This is a genomic window from Nonomuraea sp. NPDC052129 (assembly GCF_040680095.1).
In the GTDB taxonomy this organism is placed as follows: Bacteria; Actinomycetota; Actinomycetes; order Streptosporangiales; family Streptosporangiaceae; genus Nonomuraea.
This window is the reverse complement of sequence record NZ_JBFAVX010000050.1, coordinates 17,172-36,926: the sequence shown is the minus strand read 5'-3', so window position 1 is coordinate 36,926 and position 19,755 is coordinate 17,172. Positions and strand designations below refer to the sequence as shown.

The 19,755-nt window shown below is 68.6% G+C and carries 24 protein-coding genes; 15 read left to right on the top strand and 9 right to left on the bottom strand.

Going from position 1 to position 19,755, the window contains the following annotated elements; genetic code table 11:
• Positions 1–74 precede the first annotated feature (74 nt).
• Positions 75–659 (bottom strand): TetR family transcriptional regulator, encoded by a 585-nt coding sequence (locus AB0L53_RS55160; protein WP_364013781.1) that lies wholly within the window; start codon positions 657–659, stop codon positions 75–77.
• A gap of 111 nt (positions 660–770) precedes the next feature.
• Between AB0L53_RS55160 and AB0L53_RS55155 the strand changes: the two genes are divergently transcribed.
• From AB0L53_RS55155 to AB0L53_RS55140, 4 genes are all read left to right on the top strand, one after another.
• Positions 771–1,091 (top strand): LLM class flavin-dependent oxidoreductase, encoded by a 321-nt coding sequence (locus AB0L53_RS55155; protein WP_364013778.1) that lies wholly within the window; start codon positions 771–773, stop codon positions 1,089–1,091.
• Positions 1,092–1,138: 47 nt separating this feature from the next.
• Positions 1,139–1,780 (top strand): hypothetical protein, encoded by a 642-nt coding sequence (locus tag AB0L53_RS55150; RefSeq protein ID WP_364013775.1) that lies wholly within the window; start codon positions 1,139–1,141, stop codon positions 1,778–1,780.
• Positions 1,781–2,098: 318 nt separating this feature from the next.
• The gene (locus tag AB0L53_RS55145) at positions 2,099–3,730 is read left to right on the top strand and encodes a phospholipase A2 (protein WP_364013773.1); all 1,632 of its coding nucleotides are present in this window, start codon (positions 2,099–2,101) and stop codon (positions 3,728–3,730) included.
• A 144-nt stretch (positions 3,731–3,874) separates the two neighbouring features.
• A complete protein-coding gene (locus tag AB0L53_RS55140; RefSeq protein ID WP_364013770.1) occupies positions 3,875–5,956 on the top strand; it encodes a S8 family serine peptidase in 2,082 nt (693 codons plus the stop codon).
• A gap of 99 nt (positions 5,957–6,055) precedes the next feature.
• Here AB0L53_RS55140 and AB0L53_RS55135 read toward each other — a convergent pair whose 3' ends face one another.
• On the bottom strand, positions 6,056–6,286 hold the full coding sequence (locus AB0L53_RS55135) for an SDR family oxidoreductase (RefSeq protein WP_364013884.1): 231 nt from the start codon (positions 6,284–6,286) through the stop codon (positions 6,056–6,058).
• On the opposite strand from AB0L53_RS55135, the gene AB0L53_RS55130 reads away from it, so the two are divergent.
• A complete protein-coding gene (locus AB0L53_RS55130) occupies positions 6,249–6,629 on the top strand; it encodes a hypothetical protein (RefSeq protein ID WP_364013767.1) in 381 nt (126 codons plus the stop codon). The two genes, AB0L53_RS55135 and AB0L53_RS55130, sit on opposite strands and share 38 nt — an antisense overlap.
• Before the next feature lie 63 nt (positions 6,630–6,692).
• Here the strand turns inward: AB0L53_RS55130 and AB0L53_RS55125 are convergent, their stop codons facing one another.
• From AB0L53_RS55125 to AB0L53_RS55110, 4 genes are read right to left on the bottom strand one after another with little or no spacing between them, the layout of a single operon-like run.
• A complete protein-coding gene (locus AB0L53_RS55125) occupies positions 6,693–7,958 on the bottom strand; it encodes an alpha-L-fucosidase (protein ID WP_364013764.1) in 1,266 nt (421 codons plus the stop codon).
• A gap of 23 nt (positions 7,959–7,981) precedes the next feature.
• The gene (locus AB0L53_RS55120; RefSeq protein WP_364013761.1) at positions 7,982–8,821 is read right to left on the bottom strand and encodes a carbohydrate ABC transporter permease; all 840 of its coding nucleotides are present in this window, start codon (positions 8,819–8,821) and stop codon (positions 7,982–7,984) included.
• Entirely contained in the window at positions 8,814–9,740 is a 927-nt protein-coding gene (locus AB0L53_RS55115; protein ID WP_364013758.1) for a sugar ABC transporter permease, read from the bottom strand. Before AB0L53_RS55115 ends, AB0L53_RS55120 begins: the two co-directional genes overlap by 8 nt.
• Before the next feature lie 8 nt (positions 9,741–9,748).
• On the bottom strand, positions 9,749–11,023 hold the full coding sequence (locus AB0L53_RS55110; protein ID WP_364013755.1) for a sugar ABC transporter substrate-binding protein: 1,275 nt from the start codon (positions 11,021–11,023) through the stop codon (positions 9,749–9,751).
• 97 nt (positions 11,024–11,120) lie between these two features.
• Between AB0L53_RS55110 and AB0L53_RS55105 the strand changes: the two genes are divergently transcribed.
• The 3 genes from AB0L53_RS55105 to AB0L53_RS55095 all read left to right on the top strand — a co-directional run bounded on the left by AB0L53_RS55105 (position 11,121) and on the right by AB0L53_RS55095 (position 13,072).
• Positions 11,121–12,266 carry an ROK family protein gene (locus AB0L53_RS55105; protein WP_364013752.1) on the top strand — a complete coding sequence of 382 codons (1,146 nt, stop codon included), beginning with the start codon at positions 11,121–11,123 and terminating at the stop codon, positions 12,264–12,266.
• Positions 12,267–12,341: 75 nt separating this feature from the next.
• On the top strand, positions 12,342–12,677 hold the full coding sequence (locus AB0L53_RS55100; RefSeq protein WP_364013749.1) for a PadR family transcriptional regulator: 336 nt from the start codon (positions 12,342–12,344) through the stop codon (positions 12,675–12,677).
• Complete coding sequence (locus tag AB0L53_RS55095) at positions 12,674–13,072, top strand: DUF1048 domain-containing protein (protein ID WP_364013746.1); 399 nt, start codon at positions 12,674–12,676, stop codon at positions 13,070–13,072. Before AB0L53_RS55100 ends, AB0L53_RS55095 begins: the two co-directional genes overlap by 4 nt.
• A gap of 21 nt (positions 13,073–13,093) precedes the next feature.
• Here AB0L53_RS55095 and AB0L53_RS55090 read toward each other — a convergent pair whose 3' ends face one another.
• On the bottom strand, positions 13,094–13,597 hold the full coding sequence (locus AB0L53_RS55090; protein WP_364013743.1) for an FBP domain-containing protein: 504 nt from the start codon (positions 13,595–13,597) through the stop codon (positions 13,094–13,096).
• Positions 13,598–13,672: 75 nt separating this feature from the next.
• On the opposite strand from AB0L53_RS55090, the gene AB0L53_RS55085 reads away from it, so the two are divergent.
• Together AB0L53_RS55085 and AB0L53_RS55080 are read left to right on the top strand one after the other, a co-directional pair.
• Positions 13,673–14,242 carry a TetR-like C-terminal domain-containing protein gene (locus tag AB0L53_RS55085; RefSeq protein ID WP_364013740.1) on the top strand — a complete coding sequence of 190 codons (570 nt, stop codon included), beginning with the start codon at positions 13,673–13,675 and terminating at the stop codon, positions 14,240–14,242.
• 45 nt (positions 14,243–14,287) lie between these two features.
• Positions 14,288–14,986, top strand: a complete 699-nt coding sequence (locus tag AB0L53_RS55080) for a class I SAM-dependent methyltransferase (protein WP_364013738.1) — start codon at positions 14,288–14,290, stop codon at positions 14,984–14,986.
• On the opposite strand, the gene AB0L53_RS55075 is transcribed toward AB0L53_RS55080, so the two are convergent.
• Together AB0L53_RS55075 and AB0L53_RS55070 are read right to left on the bottom strand one after the other, a co-directional pair.
• On the bottom strand, positions 14,934–15,881 hold the full coding sequence (locus tag AB0L53_RS55075) for a hypothetical protein (protein ID WP_364013735.1): 948 nt from the start codon (positions 15,879–15,881) through the stop codon (positions 14,934–14,936). The two genes, AB0L53_RS55080 and AB0L53_RS55075, sit on opposite strands and share 53 nt — an antisense overlap.
• Positions 15,878–16,210, bottom strand: coding sequence for a helix-turn-helix transcriptional regulator (locus AB0L53_RS55070; RefSeq protein WP_364013732.1), 333 nt, complete (start codon positions 16,208–16,210; stop codon positions 15,878–15,880). Before AB0L53_RS55070 ends, AB0L53_RS55075 begins: the two co-directional genes overlap by 4 nt.
• Positions 16,211–16,334: 124 nt before the next feature.
• Between AB0L53_RS55070 and trpB the strand changes: the two genes are divergently transcribed.
• The 5 genes from trpB (at position 16,335) to AB0L53_RS55045 (ending at position 19,737) form a co-directional block, all read left to right on the top strand.
• Positions 16,335–17,540 carry a tryptophan synthase subunit beta gene (trpB, locus tag AB0L53_RS55065; protein WP_364013728.1) on the top strand — a complete coding sequence of 402 codons (1,206 nt, stop codon included), beginning with the start codon at positions 16,335–16,337 and terminating at the stop codon, positions 17,538–17,540.
• Positions 17,537–18,331, top strand: coding sequence for a tryptophan synthase subunit alpha (gene trpA, locus AB0L53_RS55060; RefSeq protein ID WP_364013725.1), 795 nt, complete (start codon positions 17,537–17,539; stop codon positions 18,329–18,331). Before trpB ends, trpA begins: the two co-directional genes overlap by 4 nt.
• A 9-nt stretch (positions 18,332–18,340) precedes the next feature.
• Entirely contained in the window at positions 18,341–19,096 is a 756-nt protein-coding gene (locus AB0L53_RS55055; protein WP_364013722.1) for a GntR family transcriptional regulator, read from the top strand.
• Between the two features lie 81 nt (positions 19,097–19,177).
• On the top strand, positions 19,178–19,429 hold the full coding sequence (locus AB0L53_RS55050) for a hypothetical protein (RefSeq protein ID WP_358548269.1): 252 nt from the start codon (positions 19,178–19,180) through the stop codon (positions 19,427–19,429).
• Positions 19,426–19,737 (top strand): type II toxin-antitoxin system PemK/MazF family toxin, encoded by a 312-nt coding sequence (locus tag AB0L53_RS55045; protein ID WP_357955136.1) that lies wholly within the window; start codon positions 19,426–19,428, stop codon positions 19,735–19,737. Before AB0L53_RS55050 ends, AB0L53_RS55045 begins: the two co-directional genes overlap by 4 nt.
• The last annotated feature ends 18 nt before the right edge of the window (positions 19,738–19,755 follow it).

Sequence of the window (19,755 nt, the reverse complement as noted above, 5' to 3'; positions counted from 1 at the left end):
GCGGGAAAGTGTCAGGTCTAAAGAGCAGGCGGCGTCATGCGCGCGAAGTCCTCACGTAGGGGTGAGAGCCCAACTTAGTCGAGGCCGCAGATAGTGGCGATCTGGGGTCTCAGTTCGGCGAAGGGCAATGGTCGTACGGCCTGCTGCATGAGGGTGCCCAGCAGGTAGGAGAACAACGCGTGGGCTCGCGCGGGCGCGTCGTCGGCCGGGATGGCGGCCAGCAGGTCGCGCAGGACGCCGATCATGGCCTGGTGCATGTGGTCGATCGGTTCCAGGCGGCCCTTCTGGCCCACGTCCACCCAGTAGCTGAACCACAGGAACGCGGCGTTCGGCCGCTGCGCGAAGATCTCGAGATAGGCCTGAACGGCGGCCCAGAAGCGGTCGAGAGGACTGTCGTATCGGCTCGACGCCTCAGCGATGCGATCGAGGCAGCCGCTCATGTGACGCGCCATCGCGGCGTCGATGATCTCGTCCATGTCATCGAAGTAGTAGTGGATGGCGCTTTTCGTCAGTGGGCCCGTCTCGGCCACCGCGCGCGCCGTGCACGCCGCCAGGCCGTCACGAGCCAGGATTTCCATGGCCGCCTCGATGATCTGCTCCTGCCTGGCGCGCTGATTCGGCGACCACTGCCGCTCCCGGCTTTGCGCGGACGATCCCATGGAGAGGAGCGTACCGGCACATTGCGCTTTCAGGACATGCGTCCTAAAGTTCGGGACGCGCGTCCTGAATATGGGCGCGCGTCCCGAACGACCAGCAGGGAGAGGGCCGCCATGACCACGCCGTTCCCCGTTCCGCGCCTCATGAGGACCCGTCCCCGCTACTCCTGCGCGCTCGCGCCGGCCGCCGGCGTCGTCGACACGGCCAGGCTCGCCGAACGGCTCGGTTACCGGCGCGTCTGGCTGTTCGACTCACCGGCGCTGCACAGCGACGTTTGGGTGGCGCTGGCGCGCATCGCGTCCGGGACCGACCGGATCGGACTCGCCACCGGGGTCGCCGTTCCGGGCCTGCGCCATCCGATGGTGACCGCCTCGGCCATCGGCTCGGTCCACGAGCTGGCGCCGGGACCGGCTACACCGCGCGGCACGCGCTAGGGCACCAGCCTGTCCCCTGGACCGACACCGTCCGCTATATCCGCCAGGTGCGGGCACTTCTCGACGGTGAGGTCGTCGAGGTCGACGGCCGGCCCTGCCAGATGACGCACCTGCCCGGCTTCGCACCCGCACGTCCGATCGACGTGCCCCTGTGGGTGGCCGCCTCCGGGCCGAAGGGTTTCGCCGCGGCCCGGGAACTCGCCGCGCTCGGCGTCGTGATGACCAGCGTCCCGGTGGACGGCGATCACGGATGGGAGCGGTGCGCGGTACTGAGGTTCGGCACCGTCCTGCGCCCGGGCGAGGACCACACCAGCCCGCGCGTCATCGAGGCCGCCGGTCCCGGTTATGCCAGCATTGTGCACGCCGTGTGGCAGAAAGCGGGCACCGCGGTCGATGCCATGCCAGGCGGAAAGGCATGGCGGACCTCGCTCGAAGCCGAACGCCTTGAGCGCGAACGGCATCTCGTCGTCCACCAAGGCCATCTCTCCCGGCTGACCGAACGTGATCGCGACGTCGTGGTCGCCGCTGGGTCGGCGATCCTGGAGCCGGGCTGGACCGGTGACGCCGCCTCGATCGCCGCCCGGTTCGACGAAGCAGGTGCCGCCGGGGTCACCGAGGTCGTGTACGTCCCGGCCGGACCCGACATTCCCGGCGAATTGCGGGCGTTCGCCCAGGCCGCCCGCTCGTGACCCCGCCATTGCCGACAAGAGCGTCCGCCGACTCGTCCGTAAGGCGGCGCGCACTTTACTTAATGGCTTAATATGCCTCCGTAGCCTGCCGCGGGTTCATTATTATCCAGAGACCCCACACGATCGCCATAAATTCGCCATAATTTCGCTATACGGCTCCCCCACCTGCATGAACGCATAAATAAATCGCAGCCGAGACATGGCCCCACTGGGGATTTAGCATCGGTCTGTGGAATTGTCAATCTCTTGTCAAAGCGATTTATCCATGCTTATCCTCCAGGTGATCAAATCTCTTTTCGGTTTTCCTGGAGGCACGACTTGCGCCGATTAGCGCTCCCCGTCGCCGTCACGGCGATGCTTATCCCCTTCCTCGCCCCCGAGGTCTCCGCCGCCACGCAGACCTCGACGGCCTCCGCCGCCCTGCTCGCCGACCCGCCACCGGCCGACGTTCAGGAGATCGGCCCCGGCCAGTACTCCGCCGACAACCAGACCTTCAAGCTGACCGAGCTGGACGTGTCCGCGGGCGCGATCAGCCGTAGGCACGGTGTGGCGCTGGCCGGTGGCGATCTGGCCCGGCCGCAGTCGGCCCCGGCGACCCGCCCCGAGTTGGGTGTCTTCGGGCCGAGCTGGCAGGCCGAGTTCGCCGGTGGTCAGATCAACCGGAAGCTCGAGAACCAGAACGGCACCCTCGTCGTCACGGAACTCGACGACGGGACGTCGACCAGCTACCCGCTGAAGAGCAGCGTCTCCACCCCCGACGGCGGCGGCATCCAGATCTACCAGGCCGCCAACGGATCCAAGATCACCGAAACCACCAAGTGGGACGCGGTCGTCGGTGCGATGCGCACCACGACGATCGAGACGCTCGTGTCGGAAGTGGGCGCCCAGGAGGCGGGCGACGACGGCTTCACCAACGCCGACGGCACCCCCGTCAGCGCCACCGACCTCCAGCCCACCTACACCTGGGCCCGGCCGGCCGGCGCGCCGAGCGCCGACCCCTGGCGGGTGACCGACGTGGGCAACACCGCTTTCGGCAAGTCCACGATCACCTACGACACCCAGGGCCGCGTCAGCACCGTCAAGGAGCCGGCCGGCGTGTCGGACCCCGCGTCCGTCACCAAGTTCACCTACGCCACGGCCACCACGGCCACCAGCACCTCCAACGGTGACTTCGCGGGCCGGCTCAAGAACGTCTCGGTCACCTACGGAACCGAGACACCGCAGACCGAGGCCAGCTACTCCTACGACCCGAACGGCCTGCTGCGCACCGTGACCGACCCCAGCGTCGGCGCAGTCCAGGGGACCTATTCCTACGACCCGCTGGGACGTCTGTCGTCGATCGAATCCGTCACCAACGGCGGCTGGCAGCTGTCCTTCCCGGCGGGCGTCGCGGCTCCCCAGGTGACCGCCACCGGCACCGACATGCCGGCCAACGGCGGGACGACCACGGGCGCGGCCGGGCTCGACGACCCCAACGCCACCGAGCCGCCGGCCGGCGACTTCCTGCCGGACGGCGTGGACCCCCCGCAGTCCTACCCGGCGAAGTGCAGCACGGCCGCGACCTGGATGTGGTACACCAAGTCGGGCTGCTCAGCCTGGGCCTGGCACGGCGGCAAGTGGCGCAAGCCCGACTGGAAGCGCACCGCCAGCGGCTTCAAGGTCAGGGGCATCTACTACGACCACTGCACAAGCTCTCCGGACAAGCCTCACAACTTCGACTTCCGGCCGGCCTGTGACTCCCACGACTACGGGTACGGCCTGATAGCCAACAAGAGGAAGCATTACCGCTACTACCTCTCCAACGCCCATTCAAAGGCTGACGTGGACAACCGGTTCTACATCACCATGCGCGACAAGGTGTGCGGCGGCTACTTCATCCTGTTCCGGCCCGACTGCCGGGCATGGGCCTGGACGTACTACCAGTTCGTCAAGAGGTACGGCAATCCCTGACAACCGCCCGAGCTCGACGTGACACCTGAGCTCTGACCTTTCGGGGGACTTTCCTCCGCCGGACGGCGGCCTCGGCCGCCGTCCGGCCACCCCTCATGCCGGCGTCGTCTCCCTGCACCTCCTTCATGTAAGGCGCGGTACGTCATGAAATTGCGAGTCTTATCCTGTGTCATCGCGGCGCTGGCGACCACGGCGCTCGCGACCGGGCCGGCCAACGCGGCAGAGGTCCCGCCCACGACTCCCGCAGCGTCCGCTTCGGCCACACAGCAGACCACTTCGACCGCTCAGCAGGGCACTTCGGCGGCCCCCTATGTCGAACCCCAGCTCAGCGCGCGGGTGGCGGCCGCGGGCAAGATCCGAGTGAACGTCGTCAGCAAGACCCGCGCCGACCTGCCGGACGCGGCCTCCAGCGGCCAGGTCGTCCAGCAACTGACCCGCTTCCCCGTGATCACCCTGCACGTCGACCAGGCCGGGCTGGACCGGCTGGCCAAGCTGCCCAGTGTGGTGAGCGTGACCGAGGACAAGCCGGTGCGGCCGGTGCTGGCCGAGAGCGTCCCGCTGATCGGCGCCGACAAGACCAGGGCCGCGGGCAAGACGGGCGCCGGCAGCGTGGTGGCCGTGCTGGACACCGGCGTCGCGGTCAACCACCCCTTCCTCAAAGACCGGGTGCTGGAAGAGGCCTGCTTCTCCCCCATCGACGCCGACTACTCCTCCACCAGCCTGTGTCCCGATGGCACCGCCGAGCAGGAAGGGCCCGGCGCCGCCGATGCCGACCAGGGCCCCTGCGCCGACGCCGCGCTGGACTGCGACCACGGCACCCACGTGGCCGGCATCGCGGTCGGCAACGGCGAGGGTGTGACCGGCGCCCCGCCGGCCGGAGTCGCGCCCGGCGCTGAGCTCGTCGCGATCCAGGTGTTCAGCAAGTTCACCTCCGAAGACCTCTGCGGGGCGGGCGCCGCCCCGTGTGTGCTCAGCTTCACCAGCGCTCAGCTCGCCGGCCTGGAGAAAGTGCTGGAACTGAAGGACGAGGGAGTGCCGCTGGTGGCCGCCAACCTCAGCCTGGGCGGCGGCCAGTACACCGCCGCCTGCGACGGTGACCCGCGCAAGACGATCATCGACAGCCTGCGCACCGCCGGCGTGGCCACCGTGGTCGCGGCCGGCAACGACGGCTTCGGCACCGCCGTGGCCGCTCCGGCCTGCGTGTCCTCGGCGATCACCGTCGGCGCCACCACCGACCAGGACGGTGTGGCCGCCTTCAGCAACCGCGGCGCGCTGCTGGACCTCTTCGCCCCCGGTGTGTCGATCATCTCCTCGGTGCCCGGCAACAAGTGGGCCTCCTTGAACGGCACCTCGATGGCCGCCCCGCACGTCACCGGCGCCCTGGCCGTGCTGCGCCAGGCCATGCCCGACGCCCCGCTGGCCCAGCTCGAAACCGCCTTGAAGACCACCGGCAAAGCCATCGCCTACAACGGCGTGACCACCCCCCGCATCCAGGTCGACGCCGCTGTACTCGGAAAGGCTCCTGACGCCGGCGCCTGGCCCGTCCCGTACTACGAGAACATGAAGGACACCGCGATCCCCGACCACGGCACCGTGACGTCCTCCATCGCGGTCGCCGGCCTGCTCGGCAGCGCGCCCGCCACCACCGAGGTGTACGTCGACATCCACCACACCTGGCGTGGCGAGCTGAAGATCGACCTGCTCGCGCCGGACGGCAAGGTCTACCCGCTGCAGGCCAACGACCCCAACGACAGCGCCGACATCCTGCACGAGACCTACCAGGTCAACGCCAGCGCGTCGCCGGCCAGCGGCACCTGGAAACTGCGCGTGCAGGACGTCGAATACCTCGACACCGGCTTCATCGACGGCTGGTCGATCCGGCTGCCCTGCTTCGGCAACTGGGACGACACCGCCATCCCCGATCCCGGCGTCGCCGAATCCAGCATCGTCCTGGCCTGGATCAACGGCAACGCCCCCACCCGCTCCCGGGTCCACGTCGAGATCGACCACACCTGGCGCGGGGACCTGAAGCTCGACCTGGTCGCGCCGGACGGCAAGGTGTACCCGTTGCGCGCCGCCGATGCCAAGGACGGCACCGACAACATCGACGAGAGTTACTGGGTGAACGCCAGCGCCTCAGCGGCCAACGGCACCTGGAAACTCCGCGCGGAGGATTTGGCCAAGGGTGACAAGGGCTTCATCAACGGATGGACCCTGACCCTGTAGAGGCATCCGCGGACCGGCTGCTCGCGCTCCCTGTCGCGGGCAGCCGGTCCTGCCGTGCTCGACGCTCGTGCACCTTCCTGCGGAGTGCGGGACCGCTCGTCAGGCGCTGGCGTGAACGCCCATGCCTCCAGAGACGATGAGGTTGTCGCCGGTGATGTAGCCGGCGGCGTCCGAGGCGAGGAAGGCCACGGCTTCGGCGATGTCGGCGGGAGCGCCGGCGCGGCCGAGCGGGACATCCCGAGCCCAGGAGTCGATCATTTCCTGGGAGATGCCCATCCTGCTGTAGACGGGGGTGTTGATCATTCCCGGGCTGACGGCGTTGACGCGGATGCGGCGGGGGGCGAGTTGGGAGGTTCTGCGCGCAGGGGTCGCGGCCGTACTGGCCTTGCATGACAGCCGCGAACAGGCCCTGGAGCGGTTCCGTCTTCTGCACAACACCGCGTCGCTGCGTGCCGGTTGGCTGGAAAAGCGACTGCGGTTCCAGGAGGATCTGCTGCCGCTCATCGAGGCGCGTATGGACGCCGCTGTCGACAGTACGGCTCTGAGGGTCCGCGCGGTGATCGCGACGGCGTTCGCGTGCCTGGATGCCGCATCAATGTCGTGGGTCGCCAATGATGGCAAGAGCGACATCATGGACCTGTACGACGAGTGTCTGGCCGCAGCGCGCGGCTAACCCACAGCGGCCAGGAACGTGAACACGCTCCTGGCCGCGATCAACTCTCGGTATGTGCTTCGGTTAGTCGTTGAGGAACAGCTCGATGACCGGTACAACGACGTCGGGGCGCTGGACCGGCAGGTCGAGGGTCAAGGTGTCGGGGGTCAGGGCGCCGATCGCCGTGTTCTGGGCCGTCTGGCTGGGGTCGATCACGCGCGTACGGATCTCCGAGGCGTCGTGCAGGAACTGGGCGTACTTCACGCGCCCGCCGAGCCCTGGCAGGTGCAGGTGGCGGAACGGCCAGCCGAACACGTGCAGGTAGAGCCGGTTACCGCGCTGGGTGTAGCGGCAGTCGGGAGGCGCGGTGAAGCCGCTGGGGCCGGCGCCGTAGATGGAGCGGGAGTTCAGCCGCATCCAGTCGCCGATGTCGGCGAGGCTCTGGCGGGCCCGCGGGTCGATCTGGCCGCGTCCGTCCGGGCCGACGTTGAGCAGCAGGTTGCCGCCCTTGGCGACGCTGTCGATCAGCATGCGTACGAGCAGGTCAGGGGTCTTGTAGTCAAGGTTGTCCCGGTCGTATCCCCAGCTGCCGTTGAGGGTCTGGCAAGCCTCCCACGGCACCTCTTGGCCGTCGATGGTCATCGGGGCGGCGGGCTGGTACTGCTCGGGGGTGACGAAGTCGCCGGGGATGCCGAGCCGGTCGTTGACGATGATCCCCGGCTGGAGCTCGCGCACCATGTCCATCAACTCGGGTGAGCGCCAGTCGTCGGCGCCCTTGCCGCCCCAGTAGCCCGTTCTGCCGGCGTAGGAGAAGTCGAAGAACAGGTAGTCGATCTGGCCGTAGTCGGTGAGCAGTTCGCGTACCTGGGCGTGCAGGTAGTCGGCGTACTTGGAGATGTCGCGGCCCTTGGCGGCGGCCTTGAACTCCTCGTCCTCGCGCTGCGGGTGAAGGGAGTCGACGGGGAACTCGGGGTGGTGCCAGTCGATCAGCGAGTGGTAGAAGCCGACCTTCAGCCCTTCGGCGCGCAGGGCCTCCACGTACGGCGCGATCAGGTCCTTGCCCCAGGGAGTGCGCGTCACCTTGTAGTCGGTCTGCGCGGAGTCCCACAGACAGAAGCCATCGTGGTGCTTGGTGGTGAGGACGACGTAGCGCATGCCGGCTTCCTTGGCCAGCCGTGCCCACTCCGCGGGGTCGTACAGATCGGGGTCGAAGTGGTCGAAGTAGCGCTGGTAGTGCTCGTCGGTCATCTGCTCGCGGTTCTTCACCCACTCGTGGCGGGCGGCCAGGGAGTACAGCCCCCAGTGCACGAACATGCCGAAGCGGGATTCGGAGAACCAGGCGTGGTCCACTACGTTCCTTTCGAAAAGAGTTTTCATCGGCCGCCGAGACCGCTCGTGGCGATCCCGCGTATGAGATGTTTCTGCAGGAGGATCAGGAGTGCCGCGGTCGGCGCCATGGAGATCACCGAGGCCGCCATGATCAGGTTCCACTGGGTGCCCTGCTGGCCGACGAAGAGCGACAGGCCCAGCGGGACGGTGGCCTTCTCGTCCACCGTGTTGATGATGATCAGCGGCCACATGAAGCTGTTCCAGTAATTGATGAACGTGAAGACCGCCAGCACCGCGAGCGCGGGTCTGATCAGCGGCAGCATGATGCTGGTGAAGATGCGCACCGATCCCGCGCCGTCGATGCGGGCGCCCTCGGAGATCTCTTCGGGGACGGTCAGGAAGAACTGGCGCAGCATGAACGTCCCGAAGGCGGTGAAGGCCCAGGGAAAGATCAGCGCCTGGAAGGAGTCCACCCAGCCGAACCATTTCATCAGCATGAACATCGGCACGACCAGCACTTCCTGGGGGATCATCAGCGTGGCCAGGAAGACCAGGAAGAAGCCGTCACGACCGCGCCAGCGCAGCCGCGAGAAGGCGTACGCCGACATGGCCGACGCCACGAGCACCACGACCGTGCCGCAGATGGCGACGGCGAGCCCGTTGAGGACGAACTTCCCGAACGGCAGAAACTCGAACGTCTCGCTGTAGTTCTCCCACCGGATCAGCGAGCCGAACAGGCTCGGTGGCGACTGGAACACCTCGTCGGCGGGCTTGAGCGAGGTGGCCAGCATATACACCAGCGGCGTCAGGAACGCGGCGGCCACCAGGTAGAGCGCGACGTGTGAGATGACCAGCCTGACCCGGCGTACGGCGTGATCAGACATCGTAGGTCACCCATCTGCGCTGGCCGGCGAACTGCACCGCGGTCACGCCCAGGATCAGCACGAACAGGATCCAGGCTCCGGCGGACGCGAGTCCGTACTGGTAGATCGAGAATCCCTTGTCGAAGACGAACATCATGAGGGTCTCGGTGTCCATGCCCGGCCCTCCGCCGGTCATCAGGAACGGCTGGGTGAAGACCTGGAAGGAGGTGATGAGCGTCATGGTCGAGGCGAAGAACAGCGCTGGGGAGATCATCGGCAGCATGATGCGGAAGAACTGCCGCCACGGTCCCGCCCCGTCGATCTGCGCCGCCTCCAGCAGGTGCCGCGGGATGGCGTCCAGCGCGGCCGAGAAGACCAGCATGTTGTAGCCGAACCCCTGCCACACGCTCATCGCGACGACGGCGAACATGGCCCAGCCCGGCTCACCGAGGAAGTTCGGCGCGTGCGTGCCGGTGGCGGCGTACAGCGAGCCGTCGATCAGCCCGTTCGGCTGGTAGATCATCCGCCAGACGATCGCGTTGGCCACCATCGGCGTGACCACGGGCAGGAAGAACACCACCCGCAGCGCCTTGCGGCCCTTGATGCGCGGGCCCATCCACACCGCCAGCCCCACCGACACGATGAGGTTGAGCGGCAAATAGAGCACCACGAACAGCAGTGTGTTCAACAGCGCCCGCCGGAAGACGGGGTCGGTGAACAGCGTGGTGAAGTTCTCCAGTCCGGTGAAGGTTCGCTCGCCCACCGCGGGCCACTGGAAGAAGGCCATCACCAGAGACAGCACGATCGGGAAGAGGGTGAACAGCGTCAACCCGATCATGCTGGGCGCCGCGAAGAAGGCCGCGGCCCTTCCGTCGCGGCGCAGACGGGGGCGCCGTCTGCCCGCGACCGCCGCGGGGCGGGCTATGGCGTCGTCGGACACTTCGCTCCTTAGGCCGGTGACTGCTGCTGCACCTGGTCGAGTGCGTCCGCCGCCGTGGTCTGGCCGTTGAAGGCCTGGATGCCGTACTGGGCCAGCAGCTTCTCCACCGGGTCCCAGTTCTTGGTCGTCCGGAACGGCTTCGCGGAGGCGTTGGCGGCGTCGAGGACCGGCTTGGAGCCCTCGAAAGCGTTCTCGTACCACTTGTTCTGTACGGACTTGCGCGCCGGGTAGGCGCGCCCGACCGAGCCGAGCTGCCCGAGCACCTCGGCGCTGGTCATCGTGCTGACCGCCTTGAACGCCTCGTCGGGGTACGGGCAGGACTGGGAGATGCCGAAGCCGGACCCGGCCGTGTAGCTCTTGGTCCCGTCCGGGCCGGCGGGGATGGTGGCCAGGCCCACACCGAACTTGGCCTTCGCCTTGAGCTCCAGAACGGACCAGGGCCCGTTCACCGACATCGCCGCGTTGCCGTTGAGGAACTGGGTCTCGGTGAAGTTGTTGTCCACGCCGGGTATCTTGGGCGAGACTCCCTGCTTGGCGGTCAGGTCCGCGTACCACTGGAAGCCGGTCTTCATCTGCTCAGTGGTGAGGGTGAGCTTGCCGGACTCGTCCATCGGCTCCGCGTTGCCCGTCTTGGCCAGGATCATCGAGAACATCCCCAGGGCCGAGGGGTAGCCCACGAAGCCGTACTTGCCGCCGGTGGTCAGCTTCTTGGCCGCCGCCTCGAAGTCCGCCACGCTCCAGCCGACCTTCGGCTCCGGCACGCCGGCCGCCTTGAACATGTCCTTGTTGTAGGTGATGATCAGCGAGCCGACATCGTACGGCAGCGCGTACTGCTTGCCGCCCGAGGCCAGCCCGGCCATGATCGAAGTATCGAAGTCGGCGGTGTCCAGGCCGTTCTTCTTGATCAGGTCGTCCAAGGGACGCATGCCGCTGACGTAGCCGCCCGTGCGCAGGCTCTGCATGGAGACGACGCACGGAGCGCTACCACCGGCGAGGCGGGTGCCGAGCTTGGTGAAGTAATCCTTGAAGGGCGAGGTCTCGAGCGTGATCTTGATGTTCGGGTACTTCTGGGTGACCTGGTCGGCCACTTTCTGCCAGGCGTTTCGGTCCTCGGTTCCGGACGCCCACATCCCCCAGGTGAGCGTGACCGCGCCGTTGCTCGCCTTGTTGCCTCCCGCCGATTCCTGGCCGTCGCCTCCGCAACCGGCCGTTAGTCCCCCCGCGATGACCACCGCTGTTGCGACCGCCAGCGATCTCCGACCGCTATACATCTGCCTGCCCATCGCAGCTCCACTCAATAAGCTCGGGGCCGAGTTAATTGATCCGAAACTAGGGCGTAGCAATCCGTAATGTCAATGAGCTCGTGATAGGAAATATCCGATGACTGCTCGCCGAACAGCCGGTCGTGGCGATCTGACCCGCGTCGAGATCCTGGCGCTTCTCGGCACTGCTGGCGCCCTGGACCGCCGTCAGATCGCGGCCCGGCTCAAGCTCGGCGACGCGACCGTTCACGAACACACGCGACGCCTTCTGGCCTGCGGTTATCTGCGGACTCTCAGCCCACAGGCCGGGGTGGTCGGCCGGCCGCGCATTCCCCTTCAGGTCGTGCCGGAGGCCGCCGCGACCATCGGTGTACGCGTCGCGACCGACCACCTCGTTACCGTGGTCGCGGGGCTGGATGGACGACTGCTCACATCCGATGTATCGTCCTTCGACTGTCACGCAGACCCGCTCCCCCAACTACTCACTGTCATCGACCGGCGATTGGCCGACCCTGTCATGGGTCCCAGGCTCAAGGCCGTGGGCGTGGCCGTGCCGGCTTCCGTTGATGCGGGCTATATCCGGTTCTGTCCCCGCTTTGGGTGGAGCAACCTTCCCCTCGGCGAACGGCTGCGCGCCGAGCTGCCGATCCCGGTGCTCGTCGACAACGACCTCACGGCCAGCACCACCGCCGAGCTCCTGTATCGGGCGGGACTTGAGCACGACGACTTCCTGGTGCTCGGCATCGGCGACGGGGTGGGGGTCGGCGCGGTTCTACGGCGACGGGTGCACCGCGCCCCGGGCGGGCTGTCCGGCGAGTTCGGCCACACGCCCGTCGCCGCCACCGGCCCGCGTTGCGCCTGTGGCGCGCGGGGCTGCCTGGAGACCTTCACCAGTGACGACGGGATCCTGCGCGCCGCCCGTCGCGAGGGCCTGGCCGAGGCGTCCACCACCATCGAGGAGCTCCGCTCACGGTGGGTCTCCGGTGAGCGGTCGCTGGCCCGGGTGCTCGCCAAGGTCGGCGCCATGCTCGGGCGGGCCGTCGCCGGCGTCGTCAACCTGCTCGGCACGCCCACCATCGCGATCATCGGCGAGAACCACGTTCTCTGGCCGGGCCTGGAGCCCGGGTTCTCCGTGGTGATGCGGACCAGTCAGGTCACCGCGGCCCACCGCGTCCAAGTGATCGTCCGTCCGTGGAGCGACGCCCAGCACGCGCTCGGCGCCGCCGGCCTGGCGCTCGCCGCTCCGGAAACGCTCTTCATCTGACGAGCTTGCGTCATTGCTATTAAGCGTTACTATGTACTAGTAGTCAGCATTGCTGAGTAGTTGAAGAGGTGTTCCATGGGCAAGCAGGCGACGGAGATGCTCAAGGGGACGCTGGAGGGCATCGTCCTGGCGATCCTGTCCGGCCGGTCCGCGTACGGCTACGAGATCACGGCGTGGCTGCGGGAGCAGGGCTTCTCCGACATCGCCGAGGGCACCATCTACGCGCTGCTGGTCAGGATCGAGCAGCGCGGCCTCGTCGACGTGGAGAAGGTCCCGTCCGAGAAGGGTCCGCCGCGCAAGGTGTACTCCCTCAACGCCCAGGGACGGGCCTACCTCGAAGAGTTCTGGAGGACCTGGAGCTTCCTCACGGAACGGCTCGAACAGCTCCGCGAAGGAGGAAAGCAGACATGACCACAGAGCCGAACGAGCCGAAGCGGCGCTACCTGCGCTACCTGGAGATGGTCACCGGACCGATCGAGGACAAGAAGCGCTACTGGCAGTACAAGGCGCGCGCGGAGCGGCTTCCCGCGAACTATCGCACGGCGATCGACGCGCTGCAGCGGTACATGGAGCACTTCGGGCCGGGCAAGGCGGACAGCCTGCTGGCAATGCTGGACGATCTCGTTGATCTGTTCGAGCAGAGCGCGGCGGACGGAACCCCGCTCCGCGAAGTCGTCGGCGAAGACCCGGTGGAGTTCGCCGAGACGTTCCTCCGCAACTACCCGGAGGGTCAGTGGATCAGCCGGGAGCGGGAACGGCTGACCACCGCCATCGATCGCGCGGCCGGCGAAGACGCCGCCGTCTGATGTCGACTGAACATCAGGCCGTTATCCCTGGCCGACCACCTTGTCCAGGAAGGAGTACAGGTTCGCCCGGGTACGGGCGACCTTCTCCCCCAGACTGAGGGACTCATCGACGGTCTCGCCCCCCGCCGCCTCCTTCTTCCCACGTGTGTAGAGGGAGCAGGCCAGGTCGGTGCACAGGTAGTGCCCGACCGAGTTGCCCTGGCGGCCGGCTTCGCCGGTTCGGCGCGCGGTCATCAGCGCTACGCCGCCGTTGGTGTGCGTGGTCAGGCACAGCGAGCACATGCTGCGCGAGGTGAAGCCGCGCGACGCGCCGGATGTCACCCGCAGCGCGATGCCAACGAGAGGGCCGTCGCGGTCGGCGACCAGGTAGGCGCGTTCGGGCGCACCCGGATCTCGCCACCCGAGGAAGTCGAGGTCTTCCCAGGGATGGTCCGCGAGGTCTTTGGGGACGTTCAGCCGCTTGGTCTCTCCTTTGGAACAGTTCACGAATGATGTACGGATGTCGCGCTCGGTGATTGGTCTCATGGGCGGGGAGGCTAGCTTCCTTACAGGTATTATGCAAATACTTAAAGCCTGTAAGTTAGCGGAGAGGGGCGGCACATGGCACGCGCGGGATTGACCGCCGAACGCCTGACCCGGGCGGCGGCGGACCTGGCCGACGAGATCGGCTTTCAGAACGTGACCGTCTCGGCGCTCGCACGCGGTTTCGACGTCAAGCCCGCGGCCCTGTACTCACACGTCAAGGACGTGCAGGACCTTAGGGCGAGGGTGGCGTTGCTGGCCCTGGCGGAGCTCGCCGACCGAGCCGCCGCCGCCCTGGCCGGCCGCGCGGGCAAGGACGCGCTGGTGGCCTTCGCGAACGCCTACAGGAGCTACGCGAAAGAGCATCCGGGCAGGTACGCCGCGATGCAGATCGAGCTCGACTCGGACAGAGTGGACACCAGCGCGGGGCGTCCGCACGCGGACATGACGCGCGCGATACTGCGCGGATACGCGCTGTCGGAGCCCGACCAGACGGACGCGGTACGCATGCTGCACAGCACGTTCCACGGGTATGTGAGCCTGGAGACGGCGGGCGGGTTCCGCCGCCACCCTCGTGACGTGGACGCTTCGTGGTTCAGAGCGCTGGACGCCCTCGACGCCGTTCTCCGCAACTGGCCGCCGGCGTGAGCTTATTCGCTGGCTGCTTCAGGACGCGGGTGCGATCATGGAGCGATGGCGACGACCTGGGACGAAGCATTCGCGAAGCGGTACCAGGAATGGTCGGGTCACATGACGGCCGACGTGGCCTTTTACGTTGATCTCGCACGCGAGGCGGACGGGCCGGTGGTCGAGCTGGCGATCGGGGACGGGCGGGTCGCGATCCCGGTGGCGCGGGAGACCGGCCGGCGGGTCGTCGGGATCGACGTCTCACCGGCGATGCTCGCGCAAGCCCGTACCCGTGCGGCCGAGGCCGGTGTGGAACTCGACCTGCGCGAGTGCGACATGCGCGACTTCGCCCTGGACGAGCCCGCGGCGCTGATCTACTGCCCGTTCCGATCACTCCAGCACCTGCCGACCTGGGCCGACCGTCGCCGTACCTTTGAGCGGGTCGCCGCCTCGCTCCGGCCGGAGGGGCGGTTCGCCTGGAACGCCATCGCCTTCGACCATCGGATCGCGGTCCAGCTCGACGGCACGCGGCAGGAGAAGCCCGTACCGCACACGGTCCGTTACGCGGTTGGAGACAACCGCGTCGACCTTGTCCTCGACGACGGCGCGAAGAGCTCCTTCTGGTGGGCGACGAAGAACGAGTGGCTCGGGCTTCTGGATGTCGCCGGTCTTGAGCTGGAGGCGCTCTACGGCGGGTTCGCCCGCGAGCCGTTCACCGAGGACAGCCGGGAGTATGTGTTCGTCGGCCGCCGCCGGCCTTCCTAGGATTCTTGGAGTCCCGGAGCATCGTCCCCATCGCGAAAGCGCCGAGCACGCAGCCGATCTGCGCGAGGGCGAGAGGGGTGGGCAGGGAAGGGAGCTTCCCGAGGTCGCCCAGCGCCGCTACGGGCAGGAACAGCAGCAGCGACGCGCGCCGTCCCAGCACGGACCTCGCCGCGTATCCCGCTGCCGCCGCCATGATGATGAGCCACGGCACCGGTTTCCAGAGTGCGATCTCATGGCCGAGCAGACCCCCGCCCAGCTTGCTGGCGGCCAACCCGACCAGGCCGAACGGCGTCCAGAGCATGACCGTGCGCCAGGGGATGAGCGACGCGCCCCTGCGGGCCGGACCGGTGAAGGCGACGGCGACCGCCACCACTTGCGCCAGCAGGGGCAGGGCGACGTTCGGTAATGCCAGGGGCCGGGTCAAGAGCGATGTGTCGGCGTACAGGAGGAAAGCCAGCGCGCCCAGTGCGGCGACCCCCCGGCGGCGGAGCGCGACCGCGAGCACGGGCAGGGCGAAGACGATGACCGGTCGAGCCCAGAACAGGATCGACCCCGGTTCTTGTGTCCAATGGTGAAGCAGGCCGACCCCGATGCTCGGTGCCAGAAACATGATCTGGCGGGCCAGCGTGTCGGTCAGGATGAGCAGCGGCCACAGCGCCATGCCCACGGCCACGGCGTCCCGCCAGGCAGGCGCTGACACCGTACCGAAGGCCCGCCGGCAGTGCATCCGAACCGCGCCTGCCAGCAGATCGGCCGTGTCGGCGAGGTGCGGGCGGGTCTGTCCGGGCCGTGATCCGGCCAGAAGTACGCCGATCATGTCCTCCTCGTGCCGGGTGCGGTGATCATGGGGATAGCAGGCCAGGAGCCGCCGGTATCGGGCTTCGAGGGAGGTCACGCCATTCCTCCGAGCCCGGCGGCGCGCAGCCGGGTGGACGCCGCTCGCGCGTGATGGCGCATCCGCTCGGCCTCCGCGGCCAGCCGGGTCGCCCCGTCATCGGTCAGCCTGTAGTAGCGCCGGACCCGGCCGTCCACGATCTCCTCGCGATCCTCGGCGATGAGGCCCTCTTCCTGCAGGCGTTCGAAGGCGGCGTAGAGGGTTCCGGCGCGCAACCGCACCCGGCCCTCGGAGATCTGTTCGACGTCGGTGATGAGGCCGTACCCATGTTGGGGGCCGGCGGCGAGCGCGGTAAGGATCAGGAAAGTGGGTTCCTGCATCGATCTCATTCGATCATTATATGCCGATGATCTTTCTATGAGGACAGTGCGGGGGTGGCGCGTCCCACGCCCTCCATGCCACACTCACTGTTATAGAACTCTATGAAGAGTTATAGAACGAGGTGAGCGTGGGATGCGAGAGATGTCGCCATGGCGGGAGCCCGTCCCGGTGGGCGGGACGATGGGCGAGCCCCGGGCGCGGGGCCGGTTCGGCGAGTACGGCGGGCGGTACGCGCCGGAGTCCCTGGTGGAGGCGTGCCGCGAGGTGGACGAGGCGTTCCGGGAGGCGCGGGCGGATCCGGGCTTCCGCGGCGACCTGGCGGAACTGCTCGCCTTGCACGCCGGACGGCCGACCCCGCTCACACCGGCCCGGCGGCTGTCGCAGGAGCTGGGCGTGCGGCTGTACCTCAAGCGCGAGGACCTCACCCACACCGGATCGCACAAGATCAACAATGTGCTGGGCCAGGCCCTGCTCGCCACCCGGATGGGACGGCGCAGGCTGATCGCCGAGACGGGAGCGGGCCAGCACGGGGTGGCCACCGCGACCGCCGCCGCACTGCTCGGGCTCGAGGCCACGGTCTTCATGGGCGAGCGCGACATCGAGCGGCAGGCGTTGAACGTCTTCCGGATGCGCATGCTGGGCGCCGAGGTGATCCCGGTCACCACGGGCAGCCGCACGCTCAAGGACGCGACCAGCGAGGCCATGCGGCACTGGGTGGGCGTCACCGGCGACTCCCACTACTGCGTCGGTTCGGTCATCGGGCCGGATCCGTACCCGTGGATGGTCAGGGAGTTCCAGCGGGTCATCGGCGACGAGTCCCGCGCGCAGTGCGCCGCCGAACTGCGGACCGGCGTGCCGGACCACGTGGTCGCGTGCGTCGGCGGCGGCTCCAACGCGGCCGGTACGTTCGCCGGCTTCGCCGACACCTCGGCGCGCTTCGTCGGTGTCGAGGCGGAGGGCGGCGCCGGTGCGGCCCGCGGCAGGCTCGGCGTCCTGCACGGCTGCCGCTCGCTGTTCCTGCAGGACGACGACGGGCAGATCGTCGAGGCGCACTCCATCGCCCCCGGCCTCGACTACCCGGGGGTCGGCCCGGAGCACGCCCATCTGCGCGAGCTGGGCCGGGCCCGGTACGTCACGGTGGCCGACGAGGAGGCGGTCGGCGCGGCGGTACGGCTGGCGCGCACCGAGGGCATCGTCCCGGCGCTCGAATCGGCGCACGCCCTCGCCTGGGTGATCCGCGCGGCGGGTGAGGGCGAACTGGCCGCCGGATCGACGGTCCTGATGACGCTGTCCGGCCGGGGCGACAAGGACATCTCTACCCTGAAGGAGCTGCTGTGACGCACATCCTGGCCCCGGGCGAGGTCGAACGCCATCTGCGTGCCCGCCGGGACACCGGTCGCGGTCTGCTCATGCCGTACATCACCGGGGGCATCACGCCCGGCTGGACGCGATACCTGAAAGCGTTCGCCGCAGCCGGTGCGGACGCGATCGAGGTCGGCCTGCCGTTCTCCGACCCCACGCTCGACGGCGTCACCATCCAGCAGGCGAGCAACGCGGCGCTGGCCCGGGGGGCGAGCACCCGCCGGATCCTCGCCGACCTGGCCGAGGTCCGGGACCTGGGCGTGCCGCTGGTCGCCAGCACCTACTACAACCTGGTGCTGCATGACGGGCCCGAGGCGTTCTGCGCCGCGTTGCGCCGGGCCGGCGTCGGCGGCCTGATCGTGCCCGACCTGCCGGTGCACGAGGCGGACGAGCTGACGGACGTGGCCGCCGCCGGGATCGAGCTGGCCCTGCTGGCGTCGCCGTCGACGCCGCAGCCGAGGCTGGCGGAGATCTCGCGCCGCAGTCGCGGATTCGTCTACGCGGTGTCGGTGATGGGCACCACCGGCGAGCGGGCCGACCTCGCCGCCTCGGCGGCGGAGCTCACCGCGCGGATCAAACGCGGCACCGACCGGCCGGTCTTGCTAGGATTTGGCATTTCCACGCCTGACCAGGCGCGGGAGGCGGGCCGGTACGCCGACGGCGTGGTAGTCGGCGCCGCGGTCATGCGGCGGGTGCTCGACGGAGCGGGGCCGGACGACCTGCTGGCCTTCCTCGCGACCCTGCGCCGGGCCCTCGACCAGGAGTGACGCACCAGGATGACCCCCGACGCCGGGCATGAGGCGAGATACCGCGCCATCGCCGCCGACCTCGCCGCGAAGATCCGGTCGGGACACTACGCCCCCGGTGAGGCCCTGCCCCCGCAACGGGAGCTGAGCACCTCCTACGGGGTGACCCTCATGACGCTGCGCCAGGCGTTGCGGGAGCTCAGCGACGAGAGGCTGATCGTGCAGCGGCCCGGCAAGGGCACGTTCGTGGCCCCGGCCCATCTGGCGTACCAGCTCGGCTCGCTCCGCAGCCTGGCCGACGATCTGCGGGAACAAGGCCACGACGTACGCACCGTGGTGGCCGGGCGGGCGATGCGCCGGGCCCCCGCCCGGATCGCGGCGGAGCTGCGGCTGCCTCCCGGCGATACCGCCCTGCGGCTGGAGCGGGTCCGCGAGTTCGCCGGCCGTCCCGCCGTACACCAGGTGTCCTGGGTACGCCGGCCGGCGGCCGACCAGATCCGCGACCGCGACTTCACCGCCGTCTCCCTCTACACGGCGCTCGGCGAGGCGGGAGTGGCGGTGGCCCGGGCGTCCGAGGTGGTCCGGCCCGGCCTGCTCGACCCCGCCGCCGCGCGCCGCCTGCACGAGCCTGAGGGCAGTGCCGTGCTCGTCAGCACCCGGATCGCCTATACGCCCGATGCCGTTCCCGTCGTGTCCGACCATGCCACCATCCTGGGCACCATGATGGAGATCCGCACCGAACGCGCCGCGACCGGCCTGTCCCTCACCTGGCGCGCCACCAGCTAGGGGGCGGCGCGACAGCGAGAGTATGAGCCCGAGTATTACGACGGGTAGCACTCTCGACGCATCGGCCGTAGCATACGGATCATGGCCAAGGAGAGAACATCCGTCAGCATCGCCCCGTGGGTCCTGGAGGCGGTACGCAAGCACGCTGAAGCGAACGGGCTCAGTGTTTCCACCGTCTTGGAGCGCGGAGCCCTTCGCGAGATCGCCGCCACCCACAGCGCGGCCGCCCGCGCCAAGGTCTACGGCGAAAGCGCCCACCAGGAAGCCGACGAGCGGATCGTCGCCGACGACACCGCGCGGGCCGCCGATGAGCGCCGCGGCGAGGCCGCGTGAGCCACCGATTCGGCGAGCTGTGGACCGTCCAGCTCGGCGACCGTGAGGAAGTCCGGCTCGTAGTGACCGGCGACTTCTACCACACGCTCTACAACGACAACGTGCTCACCGCCCACGTCGAGGCCGCCGACCTGGCGCACGCCCTGACCGCCTTCGTCGTCGACGTGGGCGACGACCGAGCCGCCATGATCGACCGCATCAGCACCGTGGCGGCCACCCGGCTCAAGAGCAAGGTGGGCGACCTGCCCGAGGCCCAGCTCGCCGCCGCGCGCAGCATGCTGGGCACGATCTTCTCCGTCACGGGATGACCCGCCGACGCCGCCAGC